A 23,662-nucleotide genomic window follows, 5' to 3' on the forward strand; every position below is an offset into this window, starting at 1 on the left:
ACGGTCAGGCGGACGCGGTCGGCCTGACGCAGCCGGCCGGTCGCCTCGCACAGCCGTACGTCCATCAGGGGCAGTCCCGCCTACCCGGCAGGACTGCCCCTCCGGCGTTCCGTACGGCTGAGGGGAACCGGCGTAACCCCGTCACTCCATCGGGCGTTTACGGAGTACCCGCCCCCGCCATCGGGCGCGCCTCCACGCGCTGCGCCCCGGTCCGTGCTGCTCCGCACGCCCGTGTCCGAGAAAGAGTCCGTATGCCGCGCCTGAGTGTCATCATCCCTGTCCGCCGCGCCCGGGGAAGCCTGCGAGAATGCCTGGAGTCGGTGCTCTCCCAGCCGTTCACGGACATCGAGGTGATCGGCGTCGACGACGGGGCACCTGACGGTTCGGGGCTGCTGCTCGACGAGTTCGCCGCCCGGGACGAGCGGGTGCAGGCCATCCACCTCCCGGCCGGTGCGGGTCCGGACGGGTGCCGCAACGCCGGGGCCGAGCGGGCCGTCGGCGACTATCTGATGTTCCTGGAGGCCCACTACGTCCTCCTGCCGGACGCGCTGCGGGCCGTCGCCGACCGGATCGGGGACGCGGACGAACCCGATCTGCTGCTGTTCGGCCACCACAAGCGGCCGTTCCGCGGGCGCCCCCGGCCCAGCAGGTCGCTGGAGCTGCTGGGCGGGCTCTCCGACGGCCCGCTGGCCGCGCCGGGACAGTACGCGCTCCTCGACATCGCCCCGGTGTCCTGGAACAGGGCCGTGCGCCGCACCCTGCACGAGGGCGAGAAGCTGACCTTCGGTCCCGGACAGCACGGGGAGCGGATGTACGCCCTTCAGACGCTCGCCGCGGCAGAGTCCGTCGCCGTTCTGTCCACCGCCTGCGTCGAGCACCGTCAGCAGCGCTATCTGCCGGCCCTCGACGACGAGGCGGTGCCGGGTTCGGCACCGGCCGGGCTCGTCGACGCGTACGCCGGGCTGATGGAGTTCGTCCGTGAGCGCCCCCGACTGCTCCCCGTGCAGCCGCTGCTCTTCGAACGGGCCGTCCAGGAGCTGCTGTCCGGCTACCCCGCGGTCCCGCGCCGGCGCAGGCGGTACGTACGCTCCGTGGCCGCCTTCCACCGCGCGTACCGGCCTGCCGGGCACCGGTTCCCGGGCGGCGCGCGCGGGCTGCGGCCCCGGCTGATCGGTGGCGGCCGGTACACCGTGCTCGGCGCCCTCGACACCGTACTGGCCCTGCGCCGAGGACTGCGGGCCGCGCCGGACGCGGTGCGGGACCGGGCCAGGCGCGGTCTGAACAAGCGCTACTACTGGTGGCAGCGCAAGCTCCCGCTGGACCGGGGACTCGCCGTCTACGCCGCGTACTGGAACCGTGGCGTGAGCTGCAATCCGGAGGCCGTCTTCCGCAAGGCGCGGGAGCTCGCGCCGGGGGTGCGCGGGGTGTGGGTGGTGTCGAGGAACCAGGTGGACTCGCTGCCCGAGGGCATCGACCATGTGGTGCCCGGGACCCGCCGCTACTGGGCGGCCATGGCCCGCGCCACGTACTTCTTCAACAACGTCAACTTCCCCGACCACGTGGCCAAGCGTCCCGGCCAGGTCCATGTGATGACACATCACGGCACCCCCCTGAAGATCATGGGCCTGGACCAGCAGGACTTCCCGGCGGCGGCCCAGGGCCTCAACTTCGACCGGCTGCTCAAGCGGGTCGACCGGTGGGACTGGAGCGTCTCCGCCAATCCGCACTCCACCGAGGTATGGGCCCGCGCCTACCCGGGCGCCGCACGGAGCCTGGAGACGGGATACCCGCGCAACGACGTGTTCGCGTCGGCCACCCCCGAGCAGGTGGAGGCGGTCCGCGAGGGGCTCGGGATCCGGCCCGGACAGCGCGTTCTGCTGTACGCCCCCACCCACCGCGACTACGAGGCCGCCTTCACCATGCGTCTGGACCTGGAGCGGTTCTGCGCCGCCGTGGGCCCGGACACCGTGGTCATGGTGCGTGCGCACTACTTCTACGGGGGCGCGGGGCTGCCCGGGAACGCGTCGGTCATCGATGTCAGCGACCACCCGCGGATCGAGGACCTCTGCCTGGCAGCCGACGCGCTGGTCACGGACTACTCGTCGGTGATGTTCGACTACGCCCATCTGAACCGGCCGATCGTGGTGCACGCCCCGGACTGGGAGACGTACCGCACGGTCCGAGGCGTCGTCTTCGACCTGCTCTCCGGCAGGCCCGGCGAGACCCCGGGCGCCGTGGCGACGACCACGGACGAGCTGGCGCGGGTCTTCACCGACGGCAGCTGGGACGGTCCGGCGAGCCAGGCCCTGCTGGCGGCCTTCCGTGCCCGCTTCTGCCCGTACGACGACGGTCGCGCCGCCGAGCGCGTGGTGCGCCGGGTGCTGCTGGGCGAGAATCCCGCCCCTTCCGCGAGCCCCGACCCGGCCGGACACACCGAAGCGCCCGCCCCTTCCACGACGGCCTGACCCGGCCGCGCATGCCGAAGGGCCCGCCACCGCGGCGGGCCCTTCGGTATGCGCGGGCCGTTCTCAGCGTTGCTGGCCCGCCATGACCGTGGCGAGGCCGACCACCACGAGCAGCGAACCGCCCCAGGTCCACATCGAGGTCCGCTCGTGCAGCACCGTCGCACCGGCTCCCACGATCAGCAGATAGCCGAGGGCATTGAACGGATAGGCGATGGAGAGCGGCACCTTGGCCAGCGTCGACATCCAGGCGAGCGCAGAGACCGCGAAGACGACCAGGCCGAGGACGACCCACGGGCTGGTGGCGGCGCGCAGCGCGACCGATCCGCCGTCCCGCCCGGCGGTGGCGACGGCGCCCTTCATCCCGTGTTTGAGCATGATCTGGCCACCCGCCGACGAGAACACGGCGAACAGCAGCAGGATCAGACTGGGAACGGTCAAGGCCTTGCTCCTGACTGCGGCTGCCCGGGTCTCGGATTCCGGGGCGGGGGTGGGTTCGGGGATCGTCGCCTCAGACGCGGACCCGGTCGGCGGGGACGTACTGTCGGTTGAGGATGTCCTGTACATCGACGTGCTCTCCAGCGATGATCGTCTCGGCCGCATGCGGGGTGAGCAGTGCGACGTGCTGATAGCCGAACAGGGTCGGCCGGATCCTGGTCAGCAGCCTCGACATCCCGCCGAGTACGGCGGCGAGCGGCCCGCGCCCCAGGAGCGACCAGAACGGCGCCCCGGTCGAGGCGATGTCCAGGACGTCGTAGCCGGCGGTGCGTACGGTGCGGCGCAGACTGGACCGGGTGAAGAAGCGCAGATGCGTCTCGTCGAGGATGCCTCGGCGGTCGTAGCCGAACGCCCCGACGGCGACCCGCAGCCGTGAGTACCAGTGGCTGAAGTTCGGTACGGAGAGCAGCACCTCACCGCCGGGCCGCAGCACGGTGGCGACCTCGGCGAGCACCCGTTCGGGGCGGGAGAGGTGCTCGATGACGTCCCCGGCCACCACATAGTCGAAGCCGGTGCCGATTCCGTCCGGCAGCCCCTCCTCCAGGTTGGCGAGATGGAAGTGGGTGCACTTCTCGCGTACACCGGGCACCTCGACGTAGTCCACCCCGGTCACCTCGTGGCCGAGGGCTTCGAGGCGCTGTGCGAACAGCCCGCCGGAACAGCCGAGGTCCAGAACCCGGCCGGGGGGCATCTTCCGCATCTTCTCCAGGATGACCGCGTGCGAGGAGCCGTCGCCTTCCTTGAAGGCGTACTCGACGGGCTTGGGGATCCAGGCGCAGGTGCCGAACCCCTTGACCGCCAGGCGGTATTCGAGGACGTCCTTGACCACGTCCTTCGCGTATTTCATGCCGTTGACGTAGCAGATCTCGTCGCCGTAGTACGTGGGCACGGGGATTTCCTTGATCCGCATTCCCGCGTTCAGCAGCTGGACGATGATCTGTGTGTCGAAGTCGAAGGCGTCCGTGTTCCGGTCGATGGGCAGCTTCTTCAGCGCCTCGACACTGTAGGCGCGGTATCCGGAGTGGAATTCGGTGAGCTTCGATCCGAGCAGCCCGTTCTCCAGCCGGGTGAGAATACGGTTGCCCAGCCACTTGTACATCGGCATTCCGCCCTTGCGGGCGCCACCCGATTTCATCATCCGCGATCCGAACACGGCTTCGCATTCGCCGCGCTCGATCGGCGCGACCATTTCGGGCAGCAATTCCGGGGCGTACTGCCCGTCACCGTGCAGCAGCACGATGATGTCAAGACCGTGTGCGGCGGCCAGCGCGTATCCGGCTTTCTGGTTCCCGCCGTAACCGAGGTTCTTGGTGTGCCGCATCACCACGGTCCGCGGCATTCCCTCGGCCTGCGACCACCGGCAGCCCGCGGTGAAGGTCGCGTCATGACTCGCGTCGTCGAGAATGAGAATCTCGTCGATCCGGGACCGGAAATCCTCCGGAATCCGGTCGAGGGTCTTCTCCAGGGTGGTCTCCGCGTTGTACGCGACCACCAGGATGCCGATCCTGGGACTCGGGCTTTCCTTCACGGGGCGTTCTCCAGTTGCGCTCGGTGCTCATGGCTGTGATCGGGGAGGGAACGGTGTGCGGGCGCCGCTCCGGTGTCGCGGTCAGGGTCGGGTGACGGCGGAACGGGAGGGCCGGGAGGCGCGGGGAGCGGAGAGCCGCACCCGGCCGTAACGGCCGGAACGGCCGGGCGGTCCCGACGGGCCCGTCATGCCCCCGTCCGGCCGCGCGGCAAGAAGGCGGTGGACACCGGTGGCCAGTCCGGCCGCGAGGACGATCCAGCCGGCGGCCCCCAGATACAGCACCGGCTCGCTCCAGATCACGGCGGAGTGTCCGCTGTAGCCGAGGACCGCCGTCAGCCCGAGCACACCGCTGTACGCGAGCCCTTCGCGGAGCCCGAGGACGAACATTCCGGCCGCGGCCCAGGTCAGGTACTGCAGGCCGGAGGCGGTGGACAGAAGCAGCAGCAGGCCCAGCGTGACGGCGACGACACCGGGCAGCTGCGCGGGCCGCAGCCAGGCGAGCCAGGCCCCGGCCGCCACGCACGGCAGGACGAAGAGGAAGTGGCCGCCGCCCTGCATGAAGGCGATGAACGGCTCGGGCAGGCCGGACACGTCGGCGAACCGGACCAGCCCCCAGAAGCGGTAGCCGCCGCCCGCGTACTCCAGCACGTTCGTCCGGAGGTCCTGCGGCACGGTCGCGAGGACCGGCCCCCACACGAGTGCGAACACGGCGGCGAACCCCGCGGCGAAGCGGACCAGCACCGGCCGCCCGCCCCGCAGCGCGGCGACGAACAGCGCCGGGATCACCACGACCGGGACGAACTTGACGCTGATCGACAGCGCCGCGGCCACCCCCGCGGCCAGCGGGGACGTGCGGTCGGCCAGCAGATGGGCGGCGGCCAGGGCGAACATGACGGCGACGGCGTCGGTGTTGCCGTGGTACCCGGAGGTGGCGATCAGCACCGGGCTCAGGGCGACACCGACCGCACACAGCACAGCGGTACTCAGTGCGGCACGCCTGCGGACCATTTCGAACACGAGCAGGGCGCAGAGGAAATCGGCAATCGACGCAGGCCACCTGATCAGTGTCGCGAACGAAATTCCGAATTCCGAAAGATTGTTCAGTCCGAGCAACATCCAGCCGGTCAGCGGCGGATGGTTGTAGACGGGCAGTCCGGGCAGCACCTGTTCATAGATCCGAATGGGGCCGTGTACGGAGACTGCCTGGGCAAACTCCTGGAAGAAGCGCACATCGGCGGGTCCCGGAAGATTCGCCGCGATGACCATGCGCACGAGAAGGCCGATCGATGCCACCGCAAGCACAGCGACTCCGGCCCGTCGCGCATTCAAGGTTTCGCACCACATTCGGATACCCATGAAAACAGAACGTAGCAACCCGACGACGCCATGCGACGCACCGATGAGCATACTTTTTCGGCTCAGCGCTCGAATTCCCTGCACATCAGTGCAAACGCCATATTCTCTGAATCACTCGAACGGTTCACTCAGTTCGGAAAATCCGTGCGTCAATTCACGGTCATCATCGCGTCACTCCGCAGTTCACGGCGCATCCGCGCCCGTCCGGGAGCGGATGCGGCACAGCGGTGCGGACTACAGCATCCGGTCGGCCACCCGGACGGCCGCACGGCCGTCGTCGAGGTCACAGAAGTCACGCCGGAACGCCTCGTACGCCCCCGCGTGTCCCCCGGTCGCCCGGTCCGGGTCACGGAGCGCCTCGATGAGATCCCCCGAGTCCGGGATCAGGGGTCCGGGGGTCCGTGCCTCGAAATCGAAGGCGAAACCGCGCAGCGTGTCGCGGTAGTGCTCCAGGTCGTAGGTGTGGAAGAGCATCGGCCGGCTGGTCTGCGCGAAGTCGAACATCAGCGAGGAGTAGTCCGTCACCAGTGCGTCGCTGATCAGCATCAGCTCGCCGACCTCCGGGTAGCGCGAGACATCGCGGACGAATCCCGTACCGCTGTCCGGCAGCCGGTCGGCGACGAGATAGTGACGGCGCACCAGCAGGACGGTGTCGGCGCCCAGTTCGCGCTCGGCGGCGGCGAGGTCGAGCCGCAGATCCATGGCGTAGCGGCCTCGGTTCTTCGGCTGGTCGTCGCGCCAGGTCGGCGCGTAGAGCACGACCCGTTTGCCGTCGGGGATCTGGAGTGTCTCCCGTACGGCGGCGGCGATCTTGGTCCGGTCCGGGGCGTGGAAGAGGTCGTTGCGGGGGTAGCCGCACTCCAGGACCTCGCCGTCGAAGCCGAAGGAGCGGCGCAGCACGGGGGTGGAGTACGTGTTCGGGGAGACCAGGAAGCTCCACTGCCGGGCGCGCTGTTCGAGGGTGGCGATGTAGGCGGGGTTCGCCTGGGCGGTGCCGGCGAGGTCGAGGCCGATGCGCTTGAGCGGGGTGCCGTGCCAGGTCTGGACGACGGTCTGGCCCTCGCGCCGCTCGAACCACTCGGGCAGCTGGGTGTTGGTGACGATGTGCCGGCTGCGGGCCAGTGCCTCGTACCAGGCCCGCGAGCCGTGCTCCACGGCGGTGGCCCCGGCCGGGATGCGCACCTGTCCGTCGCGTACCACCCACAGATGTTCCAGACCGGTCCCGCGCCGGGCCAGCTCCTCGTGGACGGCGCGCGGCGAGTCGGAGAACTGGCGGCCGTCGAAGCTGCTGAACAGTACGGTCTCGCGCAGTGCCGCGGTGCGTTGCGCGGCGTGGGCGGCGGTGAGCAGCCGCTTGGCGCGCGGGCCGCGCTCGGTGGCGGCGAGCGCGGGTGCGCAGCTCAGCAGCAGTTGGTCGTGGAAGCGTCGCTCGATGACGTAGGAACGGCTCGACAGGGTGCGGGCCGCGGGCAGTGTGTGGTGGACGGCGGCCGGCAGGCGCAGGGCGGCGTCGCCGCTCTCGTCGACGGCACCCTTCTCGCGGAGGAAGAGGTACCAGTTGCCCTCCCCCAGCGGCAGCGTCCCTCCCCCGCACACCTCGACGGCGTCCGGCCGCAGCATCGCGGTGAACCTCCGCTCGTCCCGCGGTCCGGTGAACTCGACGGGGAAGGACGCCTCTTCGTGATGGCCGCTGTGCCGGGCCACCAGCTCGACCGGGCGCCCCGAGCCGTCGGGGAAGGCGCCCTCCAGCAGCAGCTTGCCGTCCTGCGTCCAGGCGGCCAGTTCGACGGTGGGCCGCACACAGCGGTCACTGATCAGCAGATTGCCGCGCGCGCTCACGGTGAGGGCGAGTTCGCGGGGCTCGTCGGCGACCGGCGCGAGCGGGTACCGGCCCGAGGGGACGGGTCCCGGCACATCGAGGGGGGTGCGGCGTCCGCCGGGGCCGATGAGATGGACGCTGTACGCGAGGCCCGCCCGCGCCTCGGTGTCCGCGGGCCTGGCGCCGAGGACGGCGGTGAGCGGGATCGCGGCGGTGAAGCGCCGCCAGCCCGCCGCCGAGGGCGCGGCGTCGTGCACCGTCACCGGGCACTCGAGGGTGGCGCCGGAGGGACGGTGGGTGAGGCCGAGCCGCAGATCCTGGCCGGCGAGCCGGTCCCGCAGCATGCCGTCGATGACGACGGTGGCCGTGCCTTCGCCCGGCGCGCCCTGTTGCCCCTGATCACCGGGCTCGCCCGGCTCGCCCGCGCGATGGGTCTCGAAGCGCGCGTCGATCCGCTCGGCGTGCAGCACCAGCCGGTCCGCCTCGAAGGCCGGAACGATCCGGTGGTCGCCGTCCGGCCGGTGCACGGGCGGCGCCACGGGGGCCTCGGCGGTGGTGGGCGCGGAGCGCCGCAGCATCCCTTTTCTCGCGACGCCGAGCTCCAGACGCCAGGTGACGTGGTCGGCGGGGCCGTCCGCGTCGATGCGGAGCCTGGCGGGGTCGAGCACCGTCTCGAAACCCGACCGGTCGTAGTCGTGCAGGCTCTGCCTTGAGCGCGCGGTGGCCTCCGGCTCGCCGGTCCGGCGCAGGCGCAGCGGGACCACCTTCCGCCCGCCCGCAGCCCGCAGCCAGCCGGCCCGGAATTCGGAACGGACCGAGGAGACGGGCAGGTTGCGGATGTACGCGTACCCGCTCAGGTGCAGCTTGCCGTCCTGCCAGCGCACCTCCCGCAGCCGGGCGACCAGCGGCAGATCGCCGTCGCCGACGCGCAGCACCCGGCCCGGCACCGGACGGGTCAGCGGCGGGTAGGCGGCCCGCCTGCGCCGCACGCCGCGTACGGCGAACGCGCCGGGCTCCCGCTTGTCGAAGGCCAGCAGCGCCAGCAGTTCCTCCGTGCGCCGCTCCCGTACCAGGTGCCACATCAGCCGCAGCCGCAGCGGGAGCCCGTCGAGCACCGCCGGTTCGAGCTGGTCGATGAAGGCGTTGGTGTGCGTCAGGAAGGCCTCGCGGTACGCGTCGTCGCCGTCGGGCAGGACCTCCATGAAGTACCAGAGGTCGTTGGCGAGGGCGTGCGCCTCGTAATGGCTCTTGTCGGCGGCCGTGCGGTTCTCCTCCAGGAAGGCGCAGACGCCCTGCACGTGCGCCACCCGGTCGCGGATGCCTCGGACGACGGCCCGGCCGGCGGTGATCGAGCCGGGGCGGTCCCGCCAGTGGTAGACGGGGTCCTTCACGATGTCGACGGAGCCGGCCAGGAAGTGCGCGGGCAGCACGACCGGGATGTCCTCGTAGAGCGCGCCGACGGGGAAGGCGAACGCGTGCTCGTCCCAGAAGGAACGGCGGAAGACCTTGTTGCAGGCGATCCGGTCCCCGTGGAGCTGCCGGTCGCGGGAGATGTGGGTGCGCAGCCGTGTGGTCGCCATGGGCTTGCGGAACATCGGCGACTGCTGGAGCCTGCCGTCGGTCCGCAGCCGCAGCACATTGCCGGACGCCAGGTCGGAGCCGGTCTGCTCCAGGGCGCCGACCAGCAGTTCGTACGCGCGCGGCGGGACGATGTCGTCGCTGTCGACGAAGGCGAGGTAGCGGCTGTCGGGGTGGCAGTTGCGGACGCCGGTGTTACGGGCGTGCCCCAGTCCGCCGTTCGCCTGGCTGACCAGCCGGAAGCGGTCGTCCTGGGCGGCGAACCCGGCGGCCAGGGCGGCGCTGCCGTCGGTGGACCCGTCGTCGACCATCACCACTTCGAGGTCGGTGACGGTCTGCTCCGCGAGGGACTTCAGGCAGTCCGTCAGGAAGGGTTCCACGTTGTAGACGGGGACAACGACACTGAGCCGTGGCGGCATGGCGAGCACGTCCGTTCATCGGGGGCCTGGCTATCCGTATGGCTCAACCCCGTGAACGGCCGGGGGTCACCGGTTACGGTCCCCAACGAGTGATGTCGCGGTCATGATGCTGACGCCCGTCACCGGCGCGCCGCGGCTCCGCCGCCCGGTCAGCGGGTGAGCGCGGCCACGGCCGAGGCCGCCAGGTCGTCCAGATAACCCGCGGGCAGCTCGCCCCTCACGACCGCGAGCCGCCAGTAGAGAGGGCCGACGATCAGGTCGAGGGCGCGGTCCGGGTCACTGCCCTCCGGCAGTTCCCCGCGAGCGACGGCGTCCCGGACGACCACGGCGGCGATGCCCTGCTGCGGGTCGAGCAGGGCGGCCTTGATGGTGTCGGAGATCTCCGGGTTGCGGGCCGCCTCGACGAGCAGGTCCGGGATGACCTGGGAGGCGAGCGGGTGGCGCAGCGCGTACGCGGCCAGTTCGAGCACGGCGCGGACGTCCCCGTACAGCGACCCCGTGGCCGGGGCCGGCATGCCCTGCACCGCGACGGCGGAGACCAGGTCCAGGACCAGGTGCAGCTTGGACTTCCAGCGGCGGTAGACCGCGGTCTTGCCGACACCGGCCCGCCGCGCGATGCCCTCGATCGACATCCGGGCGAAGCCGACCGCGGCCAGCTCCTCGAAGACCGCGGTGCGGATCGCATCGGTCACGTCCTCGCGGAGCACGGCGGCTCCGGCGGGGGCACGGCGGCGGCTTCCCGGGTCGGTGGTCATGGCCGAATCATAGTCCGCGACGACGAAACGGTTGCGTAGCGACGCGGCACGTCCTACCCTCGGCGTTGCGACGATACGGTCCCGTTCCGTCGAACCCGCCCGCTCCCCCGTTTCCCCGCCTTCCCGCCTTCCCGCCTTCCCGCCTTCCGTCGAAAGCGATCGTGGTGAGTCAGACAACAGCCCAGGCCCCGACGGACGCCCCGCCGTCCGTCGCCCCGCCCGGAGACGCCCCCCTATACGCCCCCGGTGAGCTCGCCGCCCTCGCGGCCCGCCACGGACTGACCGTGAGCGGGGCCCGCCCGAGCCTGTTGGCGTACGTCCGTGAGCTGTGGGGGCGGCGGCACTTCATCACCGCGTTCGCCACCGCCAAGCTCACCGCCCAGTACAGCCAGGCGAAGCTCGGCCAGATCTGGCAGATCATGACCCCGCTGCTCAACGCGACGGTCTACTACTTCATCTTCGGCGTCCTGATGAAGACGAAGCACGGCGTCCCGGACTACGTACCGTTCCTGGTCACCGGCGTCTTCATCTGGACCTTCACCAGCTCGTCGATCACCGTCGGCACCCGAGCGATCAGCGGCAACATCGGTCTCGTACGGGCCCTGCACTTCCCCCGGGCCTCCCTGCCGATCGCCCTCGCCCTGCAACAGCTCCAGCAGCTGCTCTTCTCGCTGGGCGCGCTGGCGCTGATCCTGCTCGCCTTCGGCCAGTACCCGCGGCCCTCCTGGCTGCTGGCGGTGCCGGCCCTGGTCCTCCAGGCCGTCTTCAACACCGGCATCTCGATGGTGATGGCCCGGCTGGCCGCACGGACCCCGGACATCGCCCAGCTGACGCCGTTCATCCTGCGCACCTGGATGTACGCGTCGGGCGTCATGTGGAGCGTGGAGACGATGCTCCGGGGCACTCAGGTCCCGCACCTCGTGAAGCTGGCACTGGAGGTCAATCCGGCGGCGGTCTTCATCAACCTGATGCGGTTCGCCCTCATCGACAGCTTCGGGAGCGACCAGCTGCCCCCGCACGTGTGGGCCGTCGCCGCCGGCTGGGCACTGCTGTGCGGCATGGGCGGATTCCTCTACTTCTGGAAGGCCGAGGAGAGTTACGGACGTGGCTGACCGCACAGACCTCCGGATCCCGACCGTCGTCGTCGACGACGTCCACATCACGTACAAGGTCAACGGCGCCCGCACCGGAAAGGGCAGCGCCACCTCGGCCCTGAGCCGGATCACGTCACGCCGGCAGGCCCCCGGAGTGCGCGAGGTGCACGCCGTGAAAGGGGTCAGCTTCGCCGCGTACAAGGGGGAGGCGATCGGGCTGATCGGCTCCAACGGATCGGGCAAGTCGACCCTGCTCAAGGCGATCGCCGGTCTGCTGCCCGCCACGAAGGGCCGCGTCCACACACAGGGCCAGCCCTCCCTGCTCGGCGTGAACGCGGCGCTGATGAGCGATCTCACCGGCGAGCGCAACGTCGTGCTCGGCGGGCTCGCCATGGGTATGAGCCGGGCGCAGATCCGCGAACGCTACGACGGCATCGTCGATTTCTCCGGCATCAACGAGAAGGGCGACTTCATCACCCTGCCGATGCGCACGTACTCCTCCGGCATGGGCGCCCGGCTGCGTTTCTCCATCGCCGCCGCCAAGGACCATGACGTCCTGCTGATCGACGAGGCGCTGTCCACGGGCGACGCCCGGTTCCAGCGGCGCAGCAAGGAGAGGATCATCGAGCTGCGGGAGAAGGCCGGCACGGTCTTCCTGGTCAGCCACCACAACAAGTCGATCACCGAGACCTGCGACCGGGCGATCTGGCTGGAGGCGGGAACCTTGCGGATGGACGGGCCCGCCCGGGAGGTCGTCGCCGCGTACGAACAGTTCACCTCGGGCCGGAAAAAGGGCGGGTAGCCACTCCACCCGCCGGCCTCCAGCCGGAACGCCAACAGCCCTTACCCGTAAGGGAACTGGCGTACCACCCTCTGGCGTAGGCTCGTCCGGTCCACTGCGACCGCGAGGGCGGGGAGGCTCCCATCAATACCGGCACCGGCACGATACTCACGCCCCTGGGCCCCGGCGATCCGCGCGAGATCGCCGGGTACCGGCTGCTCGCCCGCATCGGCGAGGGCGGCATGGGGGCCGTGTATCTCTCGCACTCCCGGGGCGGACAGGCGGTCGCGCTGAAACTGATCCGCCGCGAGTTCGGCAACGACCCGGAGTTCCGGCGCCGGTTCGAGCGGGAGGTGCAGGCCGCCCGGCGGGTGCGGGGGTACCACCTGGTGCCGGTGGTGGACCACGACACGTCGGGCGAACAGCCTTGGCTCGCCTCCGCGTTCATCCCCGGGCTCTCGCTCCACGAGGCGCTGACCACCCACGGCCCGCTCCCGCTGCCCTCGGTCCTGCGGCTCGTCGGTCGCACGGCGCAGGGCCTGGCCGCCATGCACACGGCAGGCGTCGTCCACCGCGATCTGAAGCCCGGCAACATCCTCCTCGGCGCCGACGGCCCGCACGTCATCGACTTCGGGATCGCCCGTGCCGCCGACGCCACCCACATCACCCGCAGCGGGATGCTGATCGGCACACCTCAGTTCATGTCTCCCGAGCAGACGCTCGGCGAAGAGGTCGGACCGCCCAGCGACGTCTTCTCGCTCGGGCTGGTCGCAGCCGTGGCCGCGACCGGCCGCCATCCGTACGGGGAGGGCAGACCGGTCTCGATCGGTACCCGGATCGCCAACACCGGCACCAGACCGCCGTCGCTCGACGGCTACCCGGAGGAGCTGCGCGCGCTGCTGGCCGGCTGCCTCGCCGAGGACCCGGCAGCGCGCCCCACCCCCGCCGAGCTGGCCGCGTGCGATCCGGGCGACGGTCCGGACGGCTGGCTCCCGGGTCCGCTCGCCGCGGACATCGCCCGCCGGGAGCAGGCCGCGCTGCGGCCTCCGGCCCCGGCGGCCCCCTCGGCCGGCACCACCGTCCCGCCTGCCCCGCCCGCCTCGTCCGCCGGCACGACGCTCCCGCCCGCCCCGCCGGGTCCGCCCACGCCCCAGGCCCCGACGGGCGCCCCCGCGGCGGATCCGTTCACGGCCACCCGGCCCGCTCAGGCCTCGGGCACCGGACCCTCCCCGTACCCGGGAGCCGCTCCTTCCCCGTACCCGCCACAGCCGCAGCCGCAGCCGCCGCAGCGGCCGCCGATGACGGACCGGCGGCGCGGCCTGCTGGCAGGCGGCGCCATCGTCGCGGCAGCCTTGGTGACCCTGGTCTGGTGGTCGAACCGGCCCGACGGCTCGACGGGCGACGACGATACGGCGAAGGGGCCGACCGGTACGCAGTCGGCGGGAACACATCCGGCGGACACACCGAAGTCCTCCGCCTCCCCCACCCCGAAGCCCCGGTACACCGAGGTCTACAAGGACAAGACCCTGCTGATCAGGGCGCCGGGCTGGCAGGAGACCAGCATGATCGACTTCGACGTGCCGAAGCTGAACCCGCACGGCGGCTCCAACCCGGAGGACAAGGAGGGGCAGGAGCTCCGCTACTTCAACGGCGTCTCGACGATGCAGTTCCTCACCCCCACGGGCACGGCCACCGCTGCCACCCCGGATGCCTGCCGGGAAGCGGTGGACAACTCCGTGCTCCAGGACCTCGACGAGGACCAGCTCAAGGACGGCAAGACCCTGCGGAAGGGCACCATCCTGTGCACCGTGACGACCGAGGGCAACCTCGCCATGATGAAGATCCTCGACACCCACCTCGTACCCGGCGACTTCAAGGTCCCGGGGTTCGACACCGAGGTGTCGCTCTGGAAGATCAACGAGTGAGGGGCCGGCCGGGGCGCCGACCGCCCGGGCGCGGCGCACACGGCGACGCCCTCCACGTCGGAACCACACGTGCCGGCGTCAATACAGTTGCCCAGTAAGCTTGTTCACAGAGCGTCAGTTTCCTGATCGGCAAGTTCGGAGGCCGGCACCGATGGAAGAGCACCTGACCACCGACTTCGAGGAAGCCTGCTTCCTCGTCGACCTGTCCAACGTCGTACGCAACTTCCGCCTGGGCGACCGGGGCGGGCGTTCACTGCGCCGCCTCGCGCTCCTCACCGACGCCGCGAAGCAGCTGGCCCGCGACCCCGACGTCAAGCTGTACCTGGTCGCCGACCGGAGCCTGCGGCATGGCGGCCAGCGGGAGTTCACCGACCCATCGGACATCGGACTGCTGACGCACTGGGTCCGGACGGGCCTGGTGGAGGAGCTGGGTGACGCCGACGACCGGCTGCTGGAGCTCTGCGAACTCACCGGCATCCCCGTCATCACCGGGGACCGCTTCCGGGGGCACCGCACGCTGTATCCGTGGATCCAGGGCAATGTCGACGACTTCCTGGAACCCATACCGCGTCCCGACGGCACCGTCGGTCTCGCCCCTGTCGACATGAAGGTGGCCACCCCCGTCGAGATCTCCATGAAGCTGGAGGAGGACGCGCTGAAGAAGCAGGGGCTGCTCAACCCGCGCCGCGAACCCCGCTTCGAGGTCGTTGACCGCAACTGGCGCTGCGTGGAACGGCGTTGCACCCTGTACGACACCGAGCGGGGCAGCGCGGCACTGCTCCCCCGGATGCGGCGCGGGGTGCCGACCTGCGAGACGCACGGCGGCGCCCTGGTCGACGACGGCCCGCGCACGGCGACCGTCCAGCTGAAGCTGCTGCTCGACGGCGCGCTGGCGGACCGGTTCACGCTGGTGGACGGCACCCGGGTGAAGGTGGGACGGGCCGCGGGCGAGGGCGGTATCTCGCTGGCGGGACTCCTGCCGAAGGAGCGGACCGCCGGCCTCAGCCGCGTCCATCTCGAACTGCGGGTCTCCGGCGGCACCGTGCACGTCCGCGACCGCAGCAGCTACGGCACGACGCTGTGGCGCCGGCACCCCCGCAGGTCCGGCCCCGGCCCGTGGCACAAGCTGGGCACGGACGAACGCCCGTACCAGGGCGGTGACGAACTCCAGCTGGTCGACGGCGTGATGCTGACCCGCAGCGGCCGCCGCTTCCCGACGGAGCTGGCCAACGAGTGGCAGCGCCGCAGGCCGCCGCCCTCAGCCGAGGCGGCCGTGACCCGCATGGCCTGAGACCCGCGGCAACGGGAAAGGGCCAACGGGAAAAGGGCGGCAACGGAAAGGGCGAGGCAACGGGAAGGGGCGGCTGCCACACGCGTACGCGTCCGGCAGCCGCCCCTTCCTCGTGTCAGGTTGTCAGGCGTGCGTACGCAGCAGCGTCCTCATCGTCCGCATCGCCACCGACAGGTTCGCCAGGTCGAACGCGTCCGAGCTCTGGATCTCCTCCAGCGTGGACCGCGACCGCGACAGGATCGCCGCGTTCTTCTCCTCCCACGCCTCGAACCGCTCCTGCGGCGAGGAGGAGCCGTTGCCCACGCTCAGCACGTCGCCCGTGAGCGCCGCGTGCGCGGCGTACAGGTCCTCACGGATGGAGGCACGGGCCATCGACTGCCAGCGGTCGGCTCTCGGCAGCTCGATGATCCGGTCCATCAGCTGGGTGATGCCCAGCCGGTCCGCGAGGTCGTAGTACACCTGGGCGACGGCCAGCGGGTCCTTGCCCGTGCGGTCGGCGATCGCCACGATGTCGAGCGCCGGGAAGGCCGACGAGAACCCGGCGACGCGCTGCGCGAGCGCGTCCGGGACCCCCGCCTCGGTGAGCTCGTCCAGGATGCCCTGGTACCACTCCTGGTCGGCGCCCATCAGCATCTTGGGCAGCTCGGCCCAGACCTGCTCGACGCCGTCACGGAAGAAGTCGATCGTCGCGGCGATCTCCAGCGGTTGCGGCCGGTTGCCGAGCAGCCAGCGCGTGCCGCGCTCGACGAGCCGGCGCGAGTGCAGGCGGATCCGGGTCTGCACCTCGGCGGGGACCTTGTTGTCGAGCGCCTCGACGGCGTCCCACACCGCACCGAGGCCGAAGATCTCCCGGGCCGCGAACTGTGCCCGTACGATCTCGCCGATCGAGGCACCGGTCTCTTCCCGCAGCCGGTGCAGGAAGGTCGAACCACCGGTGTTCACCGTGTCGTTCACCAGGACCGTGGTGATGATCTCGCGCCGCAGCGCGTGCCCGTCGACCGCGTCGGGGAAGCGCTCGCGCAGCTGCTGCGGGAAGTAGGCGTGCAGCAGCTTCTGAAGGTGCGCGTCGTCCGGCAGGCTCGTCCCGATCAGCTCCTGCGCCGCCGTGATCTTCGTGTAGGCGAGCAGCACGGCCAGCTCGGGCTGGCTGAGCCCCTTGCCCGCGCTCAGCAGCTCGCGGATCTGCCGGTCGGTGGGAAGGAACTCCAGCTCCCTGTCGAGATACCCGTCGCGGCCCAGCCTGCGCATGAAGCGCTGCTGGGCGTGGAGCAGCGAGGGCGCCTGGGCGACCGAGTTGGCGAGCGCGGTGTTCTGCGCGTAGTTGTTGCGCAGCACCAGGCGGCCGATCTCGTCGGTCATCTCGGCGAGCAGCTTGTTGCGCTGCTTGACCGTCATGTCGCCGTCCCGGACCAGGCCGTTGAGCAGGATCTTGATGTTCACCTCGTGGTCGGAGGTGTCCACGCCGGCGCTGTTGTCGATCGCGTCGGTGTTGATCCGGCCGCCGGTACGGGCGAACTCGATCCGGCCGAGCTGGGTGGCGCCGAGGTTGCCGCCCTCGCCGACGACCTTGGCCCGCAGATCCTCGCCGTTGACGCGGATCGCGTCGTTGGCCTTGTCCCCGACGTCCGCGTTCGACTCGGCGGAGGACTTGATGTACGTGCCGATGCCGCCGTTCCACGCCAGGTCGACGGGGGCCTTGAGGATGGTCTGCATCAGGTCGGCGGGGGTCATCTTGGTGACCCCGGCCTCGATGCCGAGCGCCTCGCGCATGTGCGCGTTGACCGGGATCGACTTGGCGCTGCGCGGGTGGATGCCGCCGCCCGCGGAGATCAGCGACTTGTCGTAGTCGGCCCAGGAGCTGCGCGGCAGGTCGAAGAGGCGGCGCCGCTCGGCGTACGAGGTCGCGGCGTCCGGCTTCGGGTCGATGAAGATGTGCCGGTGGTCGAAGGCCGCAACGAGCCGGATGTGCTCGGAGAGCAGCATCCCGTTGCCGAACACGTCGCCCGACATGTCGCCGACGCCGACGACGGTGAAGTCCTGCGTCTGCGTGTCGTGGCCGAGCTCCCGGAAGTGGCGCTTGACGGACTCCCAGGCGCCGCGGGCGGTGATGCCCATGCCCTTGTGGTCGTAGCCGGCCGAACCGCCGGAGGCGAACGCGTCCCCGAGCCAGAAGCCGTACGCGACGGCGACCTCGTTGGCGATGTCGGAGAACTTCGCGGTGCCCTTGTCCGCTGCGACGACGAGGTAGGTGTCGTCCTCGTCGTGCCGGACGACACCCTTGGGCGGCACGACCTCGCCGGCGACCATGTTGTCGGTGATGTCGAGCAGCGCCGAGATGAAGGTGCGGTACGAGGCGATGCCTTCGGCCATCCAGGCGTCACGGTCGACGGCCGGGTCGGGCAGCTGCTTGGCGACGAAGCCGCCCTTGGCGCCGACCGGCACGATGACGGTGTTCTTCACCATCTGCGCCTTGACCAGGCCGAGGATCTCCGTACGGAAGTCCTCGCGCCGGTCGGACCAGCGCAGGCCGCCGCGGGCGACCTTGCCGAAGCGCAGGTGGACACCCTCGACACGCGGCGAGTAGACCCAGATCTCGAACGCCGGGCGGGGCGCCGGGAGGTCCGGGATGGACTGCGGGTCGAACTTCATCGACACATAGCCGTGCGGCTTGCCGGTGTCCGCCTTCTGGAAGAAGTTCGTGCGCAGGGTGGCCTTGATGACGGTGAGGAAGGACCGCAGGATCCGGTCCTCGTCGAGCGAGGCGACCTGGTCCAGCGCTCCGTCCAGCTCTTCGAGAAGCCCGTCGGTCAGCTCCGTGCCGGCGCTCTGGCGCTCCGGCGCCATCCGGGCCTCGAAGAGCGAGACGAGCAGCCGGGTGGTGTGGACGTTGTTCTGGAGGGTGCTCTCCATGTAGTCCTGGCTGAACGTGGATCCGGCCTGGCGCAGGTACTTGGCGTAGGCGCGCAGCACCATGGCCTGCCGCCAGTTCAGCCCGGCACTCAGCACCAGCGCGTTGAAGCCGTCGTTCTCCGCCTCGCCGGTCCAGACCGAGGCGAAGGCCTCCTGGAACCGTTCGCGGGCGTCGTCGGCCAGATAGCCGCCGTTGCCCGTGGCCTGCGGCATGCGCAGCCCGAAGTCGTAGATCCAGGCGTGCGTACGGTCCGCGCAGCGCAGCTCGTACGGGCGCTCGTCGACGACCTCGACACCGAGCCGCTGGAGCGCCGGGAGGACGGCGGACAGGGAGACCTGCTCACCGGTCCGGTAGATCTTGAACCGTCGCTCGCCGGGGCCGGCGCCGACTGGTTCGTACAGGCTGAGGGCGAAGTCCTTCGCGTCCTTCTTGAGGGCTTCGAGGTGGACCAGGTCGGCCACGGCGGAGCGCGGCGAGTGGTCGGCCTTGTACCCCTCGGGGAACGAGTGGCCGTACTGGCGCAGCAGCTCGGCGGCGCGCTCCTCGCCGCACTCGGCGCCCAGCGCCTCCTGGAAGCCGTCGGCCCAGGAGCGGGCGGCCTCGACGAGCCGGGCCTCGATGCGGTCGGCCTCGGCGTCGGTGAGGGTGGTCAGCTCGCTGCCGGGGGCCACCCGGACGACGAAGTGCAGCCGGGAGAGGATCGACTCGGTGTTCCAGGCGGTGAAGTCGACGCTGGTGCCGTTCAGCTCCTCCTTGAGGATGTCGATCAGCCGCAGGCGCACACCGGTGGTGTAGCGGTCGCGCGGCAGGTAGACGATCGCGGAGTAGTAGCGCCCGTACTCGTCCTGACGCAGGTAGAGCCGGAGCCGGCGCCGCTCCTGGAGGTAGAGCACCGAGGTGACGACGGAGCGCAGCTGGTCGGGCGGCGTCTGGAAGAGCTCGTCGCGGGGGTACGTCTCCAGGATCTGGAGCAGGTCGCGGCCGTCGTGGCTGTTGTACGAGAAGCCCGCGCCCTCCAGCACCTCGGCGACCTTGCGGCGGATGACGGGCACCCGGCGCACGGACTCGGTGTAGGCGGCGGACGAGAACAGCCCGAGGAAGCGGCGCTCACCGATGACGTTGCCGTCGGCGTCGAACTTCTTCACGCCGACGTAGTCGAGGTAGCTGGGGCGGTGCACGGTCGCCCGGCTGTTGGCCTTGGTCAGGATGAGGAGCTTGTGCTCACGCGCCTTGGCGCGGGCGTCGGCGGGCAGCCGGTCGAAGGACGGGCTGACCGGGTGCGCCTCGTTCTCGCTGTGGTGCGGGTCGGAGCGCAGGATGCCGAGGCCGGTGCCGGGAACGGCGGCCAGCGCGTCGGAGTCCGTGAGTTCGTACTCGCGGTAGCCGAGGAAGGTGAAGTGGTCCGCGGCGAGCCAGCGCAGCAGCTCCCTGGCCTCGTTCACCTCGTCGTCGGCGAGGTCGTCGAGCGGCTCGCCGGGCAGGTCGTCGGCGATGCGCAGCGCGGCGTCCCGCATCTTCTCCCAGTCCTCGACGGTCTCCCGTACGTCGGACAGGACCCGCAGAAGGTCGGCCTGGATCTGCTTGAGGTCGGCGCGGTCGGTCTCGCGGTCGATCTCGACGTGGATCCAGGACTCGACGAGCGCGTCGTGCGGGAGGGCGGCCTTGGCGTCCTTCGCCCCCTTGGCGTTCTTCCGGCCGGCCTGCGGGTCCGTCGAGATGCCGACGCCCTCGGTGAGGACCTCGATCAGCTTGCCGGTCACGTCACGGCGGACGATGACCTGCGGGTGGATCACGACATGGATGCCGCGGCCCTGGCGGGACAGCTCGTTGGTGACGGAGTCGACCAGGAACGGCATGTCGTCGGTGACCACCTCGACGACGGAGTGACTGCAGGTCCAGCCGTTCTCCTCGACGGTCGGGGTGTGCACCCGGACGTTGGCCGTGCCCTGCGGGCGGTTCTCGGCGAGCCGGTAGTGGGAGGAGGCGGCGCCGAAGACATCGACCGGGTCCCGGCCCGCGATGTCCTCCGGAGCCGTGTGGAGGTAGTAGCGCTGGAGATAGGAGAGCAGGACGTCCTGGCGCGGACGCTCCTGCCCTGCCCCGGTGCCGTCGTCGGAGCCGGTGGCCGCGACGTGCACCCGGGGGGTACCGCCCGGGCCGCCGACACCACCGCCCGGGCTGTTGTCAGCTACCTTGGCAGCCCGTTCGAGCAGCTCGGCCTTGGCTTCGTCCAGCTTGGTCTGCATGTCCTCTGGCTCCTGTCGCGCGCCGTTGCGTGACGTAGGTGAAAAAAACGACGTACCGCCACGACACGGGGTTTCCGGTCTGACTCGACGCTATGCCGCTATGAGAGACGCCCGTGACCTTATTGGCCTTTTTTGGCAGTCGGGCCGGGCTGAGGGGACCAGTCATGGCCCGGGTGCTGTGGCACTCCGGGCGCAGTCGGGGGGCTTCACTGCCCCCGCGGCGTATCGCGCTGATCACGGGACCCAGGCTATCTCGCCCGCACCCATAACCGTCACGAGCCGCATGTACACAAAAGAACACCAGGAACTTTGACACTCCGAACAGCGCGCGGGCCGCCGCTGCCGCACTCTGGTACCGGTAAAAAGAACAGGCCGACGCACCGTGGGGAGCCCTGCCATGGCACCGAAGATCCTGATCGTCACCGGCGACGCCGCCGAGTCCCTCGAAGTCCTCTACCCGTACCAGCGACTGCGCGAGGAGGGGTACGAGGTCCATATCGCCGCCCCTTCCCGCAAGACGCTTCGCCTGGTGATCCACGACTTCGAGCCCGGCTTCGACACCTACACCGAGAAGCCCGGCTACACCTGGCCGGCCGACCTGGCCTTCTCGGAGGTCGACCCGGACGACTACGTGGCCCTGGTCGTCCCGGGCGGGCGTGCTCCCGAGTACCTGCGCAACGACGCCGACCTCCGCGCGATCCTCTCGGCGTTCTTCGACACGGACCGCCCGGTGGCCCAGATCTGCCACGGCCCGCTGATGACGGCAGCGGTCGGCGCACTGAAGAACCGCAGGGTCACGGCCTACCCCGCGCTGGAACCGGACATGGGGACGGCCGGGGCCACCTTCCAGGACACCGAGGTCGTGGTGGACGGCACGCTCGTCTCGTCCCGCGCCTGGCCGGACCACTCGGCCTGGATGCGCGAATTCCTCACCGTGCTCCGCACCAAGGCCCCGGTCGCCTGAGCCGGCACCCGCGGGCCGCCGGTCACTCGCCCAGTTGCCGGGCGAGGGCCGTGGCCTCGGCCAGGGTGTCCACCACGGGCACCCCGGCCGCCTCCAGACTGGTCCGGCTGTGCGAACCGCCGGTGAAGAGCACCGCCTTCGCGCCGACATGGGCAGCGGCCACCGCGTCGTCCACGGCGTCACCTATGACCACCGTGTGTTCGGGGGATATCCCGTCCAGCGCCGCGAAGTGCCGCTCCATGTGCTGCGCCTTGCTGCCGCCGGACGGTCCGGTGCGCCCGTCGACGCGCACGAAGTGCCGGTCGATGCCGTATCCCCGCACGGCAGGGACCAGGTGCTCGTGCCCGTACATGCTGAGCAGGGACTGGCTCCGGCCGGCCAGCTGCCACTGCGCGAGCAGCTCGGCGGCCCCCTCGGTCAGCCCGCACGCCTCGCGCCGCTCGGTGTAGCTGCGGTGGAAGACCCCGTCCATCCGCTCCCACTCGGTCTCGGTGGGCAGCCGGCCCATCAGGCGCTCGTAGAACCGGGGTATCGGGACGCAGTACGTCTCCCGGTACTGCTCAAGCGTGATCGGCGCCAGGCCGATCTCCATGAACGCGGCGTTCGTCGCACCGACGACGGCGGTGTTGTCGTCGAGCAGAGTGCCGTTCCAGTCCCAGACCAGATGTGTGCGGTGTTTCCCGTGCGTCCCCATACGAGAAAAATACCCGCTGCCACTGACATCGGCCCCGACAGGCCGACCCGGCCGACGGCCGGGCCCCGCGAAGAACTCTCCGCCGGAATCCTCACCCGATCAGGTTCGGGATCTCCTGGATGCCGAACCACAGCAGCTCGTGGTCCTCGGCGCCGTCGACGGTGAACTGGGCGTCGTCGTCACCGAGATCCGCCGCTCCCAGGGCGGCCGCGGCCGCGGTGACGTCCTTGTCGGCCTCGTCCGAGTCGACGTGCACGGCGGCGGCATCGGCCAGCGCGACCGGGGCGGCGACGGTGACCTCACCGAGCGAGGAGGCGTCCAGGATGTGGTCCGGGTCGGCAACCGCGGCCCCGTCCGGCACGTCGACGGCGACGACGACCCGGCGACGGGCGGCCGAGGGATCCCCGGCGATCAGCCGCAGCGACGCGGACGCGGCCCGGTTGAGCGCCGCGTACTCCAGCTCCTCGATGTCGTCGGAGACGTACCACTCCCGCAGCGCGGGGGTCACCGCGTAGGCGGTCAACGGCCCCGGGCCGACTTCGCCGGCCCGGTGCGCCGCTGCGAGCCCGGAGAGGGTCAGGGGGACGTACACGCGCATGGCTGAGGTCGCTTTCGTAGTCGGAACGCCCTCAGGATACGTGGGGCGTCCCCCTTTGGGGTTACGTGTCCGGGCCCCGCCCCGTCCACCCGGCAACCGGTCCTCACCCTGCCCGGCCCGCCCCGGGCCCCCTCACCGGACCGGCTCCCACCCGGATAGGTGAACCCGCCGCTCTCCACCCCTGGCCCACCGACGCTTGCGGCCGCATCCGCCGTCCCCGTAGAAGATCACCAAGCAGAAGTTACCGCCCGGTACTGGCCGGGCCTCTGAAGCACGGGGGCGACAGCGATGAGCACGAACAGGACCCGGCCCGCCGGACGGCACGACGCGCGCAGGCCCGAAACCGTACCCGGACAACGCCGCCGGACGCCCCAGCGGATCCGGCCCCACCAGTGGTTCGCGGAACGCCTCCTGGCCGTGCTCAGCGGCCAGCGCCCCGTCCACTGGATGCTCGGGCACACGATCGGCGACGCCTACGACCAGCTCGCCGAACTGACCCCCACCACCCCGCTCAGGAGCCGCGGCGCCCGCCCGGTCATCCGCATGTGCCGGGGCACCCAGCCGGCTCCGGGCGTGGTGGAGGCCTGCGCGAGCATCGCGGCGGGCGAACAGGTCCTCGCCATGGCCTTCCGCCTGGAACAGGGCCCCGACCTCCGCTGGCGCTGCGCCGCGGTGGAACTGGGCAACACCCCGGTACGCCGCTCCTGACCCCGCCCCGGGGCAGAACCCGCCCCTTCCCGCCC

15 protein-coding genes are annotated in these 23,662 nt (G+C 70.8%); 7 read left to right on the forward strand and 8 right to left on the reverse strand.

The annotated features are described in order from the left end of the window. The first annotated feature begins 251 nt into the window (after window positions 1–251). Window positions 252–2,465 carry a bifunctional glycosyltransferase/CDP-glycerol:glycerophosphate glycerophosphotransferase gene (locus tag ACZ4LX_RS15635; RefSeq protein ID WP_467644122.1) on the forward strand — a complete coding sequence of 738 codons (2,214 nt, stop codon included), beginning with the start codon at window positions 252–254 and terminating at the stop codon, window positions 2,463–2,465. Between the two features lie 63 nt (window positions 2,466–2,528). Here ACZ4LX_RS15635 and ACZ4LX_RS15640 read toward each other — a convergent pair whose 3' ends face one another. The 5 genes from ACZ4LX_RS15640 to ACZ4LX_RS15660 form a co-directional block, all read right to left on the reverse strand. Then, on the reverse strand, window positions 2,529–2,903 hold the full coding sequence (locus tag ACZ4LX_RS15640) for a DMT family transporter (protein ID WP_467644123.1): 375 nt from the start codon (window positions 2,901–2,903) through the stop codon (window positions 2,529–2,531). A gap of 70 nt (window positions 2,904–2,973) precedes the next feature. Next, window positions 2,974–4,488 carry a methyltransferase domain-containing protein gene (locus ACZ4LX_RS15645; protein WP_467644126.1) on the reverse strand — a complete coding sequence of 505 codons (1,515 nt, stop codon included), beginning with the start codon at window positions 4,486–4,488 and terminating at the stop codon, window positions 2,974–2,976. Window positions 4,489–4,569: 81 nt separating this feature from the next. After that, on the reverse strand, window positions 4,570–5,790 hold the full coding sequence (locus tag ACZ4LX_RS15650; protein ID WP_467644129.1) for a glycosyltransferase family 39 protein: 1,221 nt from the start codon (window positions 5,788–5,790) through the stop codon (window positions 4,570–4,572). A gap of 288 nt (window positions 5,791–6,078) precedes the next feature. Further along, entirely contained in the window at window positions 6,079–9,660 is a 3,582-nt protein-coding gene (locus ACZ4LX_RS15655; RefSeq protein ID WP_467721194.1) for a bifunctional glycosyltransferase/CDP-glycerol:glycerophosphate glycerophosphotransferase, read from the reverse strand. Window positions 9,661–9,809: 149 nt separating this feature from the next. Further along, window positions 9,810–10,415, reverse strand: coding sequence for a TetR/AcrR family transcriptional regulator (locus ACZ4LX_RS15660; protein WP_467644136.1), 606 nt, complete (start codon window positions 10,413–10,415; stop codon window positions 9,810–9,812). A 161-nt stretch (window positions 10,416–10,576) separates the two neighbouring features. Between ACZ4LX_RS15660 and ACZ4LX_RS15665 the strand changes: the two genes are divergently transcribed. From ACZ4LX_RS15665 to ACZ4LX_RS15680, 4 genes are all read left to right on the forward strand, one after another. Then, window positions 10,577–11,527: an ABC transporter permease gene (locus tag ACZ4LX_RS15665; protein WP_467644138.1), complete on the forward strand. Its 951-nt coding sequence runs from the start codon at window positions 10,577–10,579 to the stop codon at window positions 11,525–11,527. Beyond that, a complete protein-coding gene (locus ACZ4LX_RS15670; protein ID WP_467644140.1) occupies window positions 11,520–12,311 on the forward strand; it encodes an ABC transporter ATP-binding protein in 792 nt (263 codons plus the stop codon). Before ACZ4LX_RS15665 ends, ACZ4LX_RS15670 begins: the two co-directional genes overlap by 8 nt. Window positions 12,312–12,505: 194 nt before the next feature. Beyond that, window positions 12,506–14,215, forward strand: coding sequence for a serine/threonine-protein kinase (locus ACZ4LX_RS15675; RefSeq protein ID WP_467644224.1), 1,710 nt, complete (start codon window positions 12,506–12,508; stop codon window positions 14,213–14,215). A 151-nt stretch (window positions 14,216–14,366) separates the two neighbouring features. Continuing rightward, entirely contained in the window at window positions 14,367–15,506 is a 1,140-nt protein-coding gene (locus ACZ4LX_RS15680; protein WP_467644143.1) for an FHA domain-containing protein, read from the forward strand. 123 nt (window positions 15,507–15,629) lie between these two features. On the opposite strand, the gene ACZ4LX_RS15685 is transcribed toward ACZ4LX_RS15680, so the two are convergent. Next, entirely contained in the window at window positions 15,630–20,663 is a 5,034-nt protein-coding gene (locus tag ACZ4LX_RS15685; RefSeq protein ID WP_467644146.1) for an NAD-glutamate dehydrogenase, read from the reverse strand. A gap of 397 nt (window positions 20,664–21,060) precedes the next feature. Between ACZ4LX_RS15685 and ACZ4LX_RS15690 the strand changes: the two genes are divergently transcribed. Then, window positions 21,061–21,627 carry a DJ-1/PfpI family protein gene (locus ACZ4LX_RS15690; RefSeq protein WP_467644149.1) on the forward strand — a complete coding sequence of 189 codons (567 nt, stop codon included), beginning with the start codon at window positions 21,061–21,063 and terminating at the stop codon, window positions 21,625–21,627. A gap of 22 nt (window positions 21,628–21,649) precedes the next feature. Here the strand turns inward: ACZ4LX_RS15690 and ACZ4LX_RS15695 are convergent, their stop codons facing one another. Together ACZ4LX_RS15695 and ACZ4LX_RS15700 are read right to left on the reverse strand one after the other, a co-directional pair. Then, window positions 21,650–22,321, reverse strand: coding sequence for an HAD family hydrolase (locus ACZ4LX_RS15695; protein ID WP_467644152.1), 672 nt, complete (start codon window positions 22,319–22,321; stop codon window positions 21,650–21,652). A gap of 91 nt (window positions 22,322–22,412) precedes the next feature. Further along, complete coding sequence (locus ACZ4LX_RS15700) at window positions 22,413–22,919, reverse strand: DUF6912 family protein (RefSeq protein ID WP_467644155.1); 507 nt, start codon at window positions 22,917–22,919, stop codon at window positions 22,413–22,415. A 288-nt stretch (window positions 22,920–23,207) separates the two neighbouring features. Between ACZ4LX_RS15700 and ACZ4LX_RS15705 the strand changes: the two genes are divergently transcribed. Then, entirely contained in the window at window positions 23,208–23,627 is a 420-nt protein-coding gene (locus ACZ4LX_RS15705; protein ID WP_467644157.1) for an Rv3235 family protein, read from the forward strand. Window positions 23,628–23,662: the final 35 nt, after the last annotated feature.

It is taken from the genome of Streptomyces sp. NPDC026062 (assembly GCF_055568375.1).

Bases quoted from the DNA above. Each gene is read 5' to 3' on its own strand.
- ACZ4LX_RS15635 (WP_467644122.1), top strand. From the start codon at position 252: ATGCCGCGCCTGAGTGTCATCATCCCTGTCCGCCGCGCCCGGGGAAGC.
- ACZ4LX_RS15655 (WP_467721194.1), bottom strand. From the start codon at position 9,660: ATGCCGCCACGGCTCAGTGTCGTTGTCCCCGTCTACAACGTGGAACCC.
- ACZ4LX_RS15660 (WP_467644136.1), bottom strand. From the start codon at position 10,415: ATGACCACCGACCCGGGAAGCCGCCGCCGTGCCCCCGCCGGAGCCGCC.
- ACZ4LX_RS15680 (WP_467644143.1), top strand. From the start codon at position 14,367: ATGGAAGAGCACCTGACCACCGACTTCGAGGAAGCCTGCTTCCTCGTC.
- ACZ4LX_RS15685 (WP_467644146.1), bottom strand. From the start codon at position 20,663: ATGCAGACCAAGCTGGACGAAGCCAAGGCCGAGCTGCTCGAACGGGCT.
- ACZ4LX_RS15690 (WP_467644149.1), top strand. From the start codon at position 21,061: ATGGCACCGAAGATCCTGATCGTCACCGGCGACGCCGCCGAGTCCCTC.
- ACZ4LX_RS15695 (WP_467644152.1), bottom strand. From the start codon at position 22,321: ATGGGGACGCACGGGAAACACCGCACACATCTGGTCTGGGACTGGAAC.
- ACZ4LX_RS15700 (WP_467644155.1), bottom strand. From the start codon at position 22,919: ATGCGCGTGTACGTCCCCCTGACCCTCTCCGGGCTCGCAGCGGCGCAC.
- ACZ4LX_RS15705 (WP_467644157.1), top strand. From the start codon at position 23,208: ATGAGCACGAACAGGACCCGGCCCGCCGGACGGCACGACGCGCGCAGG.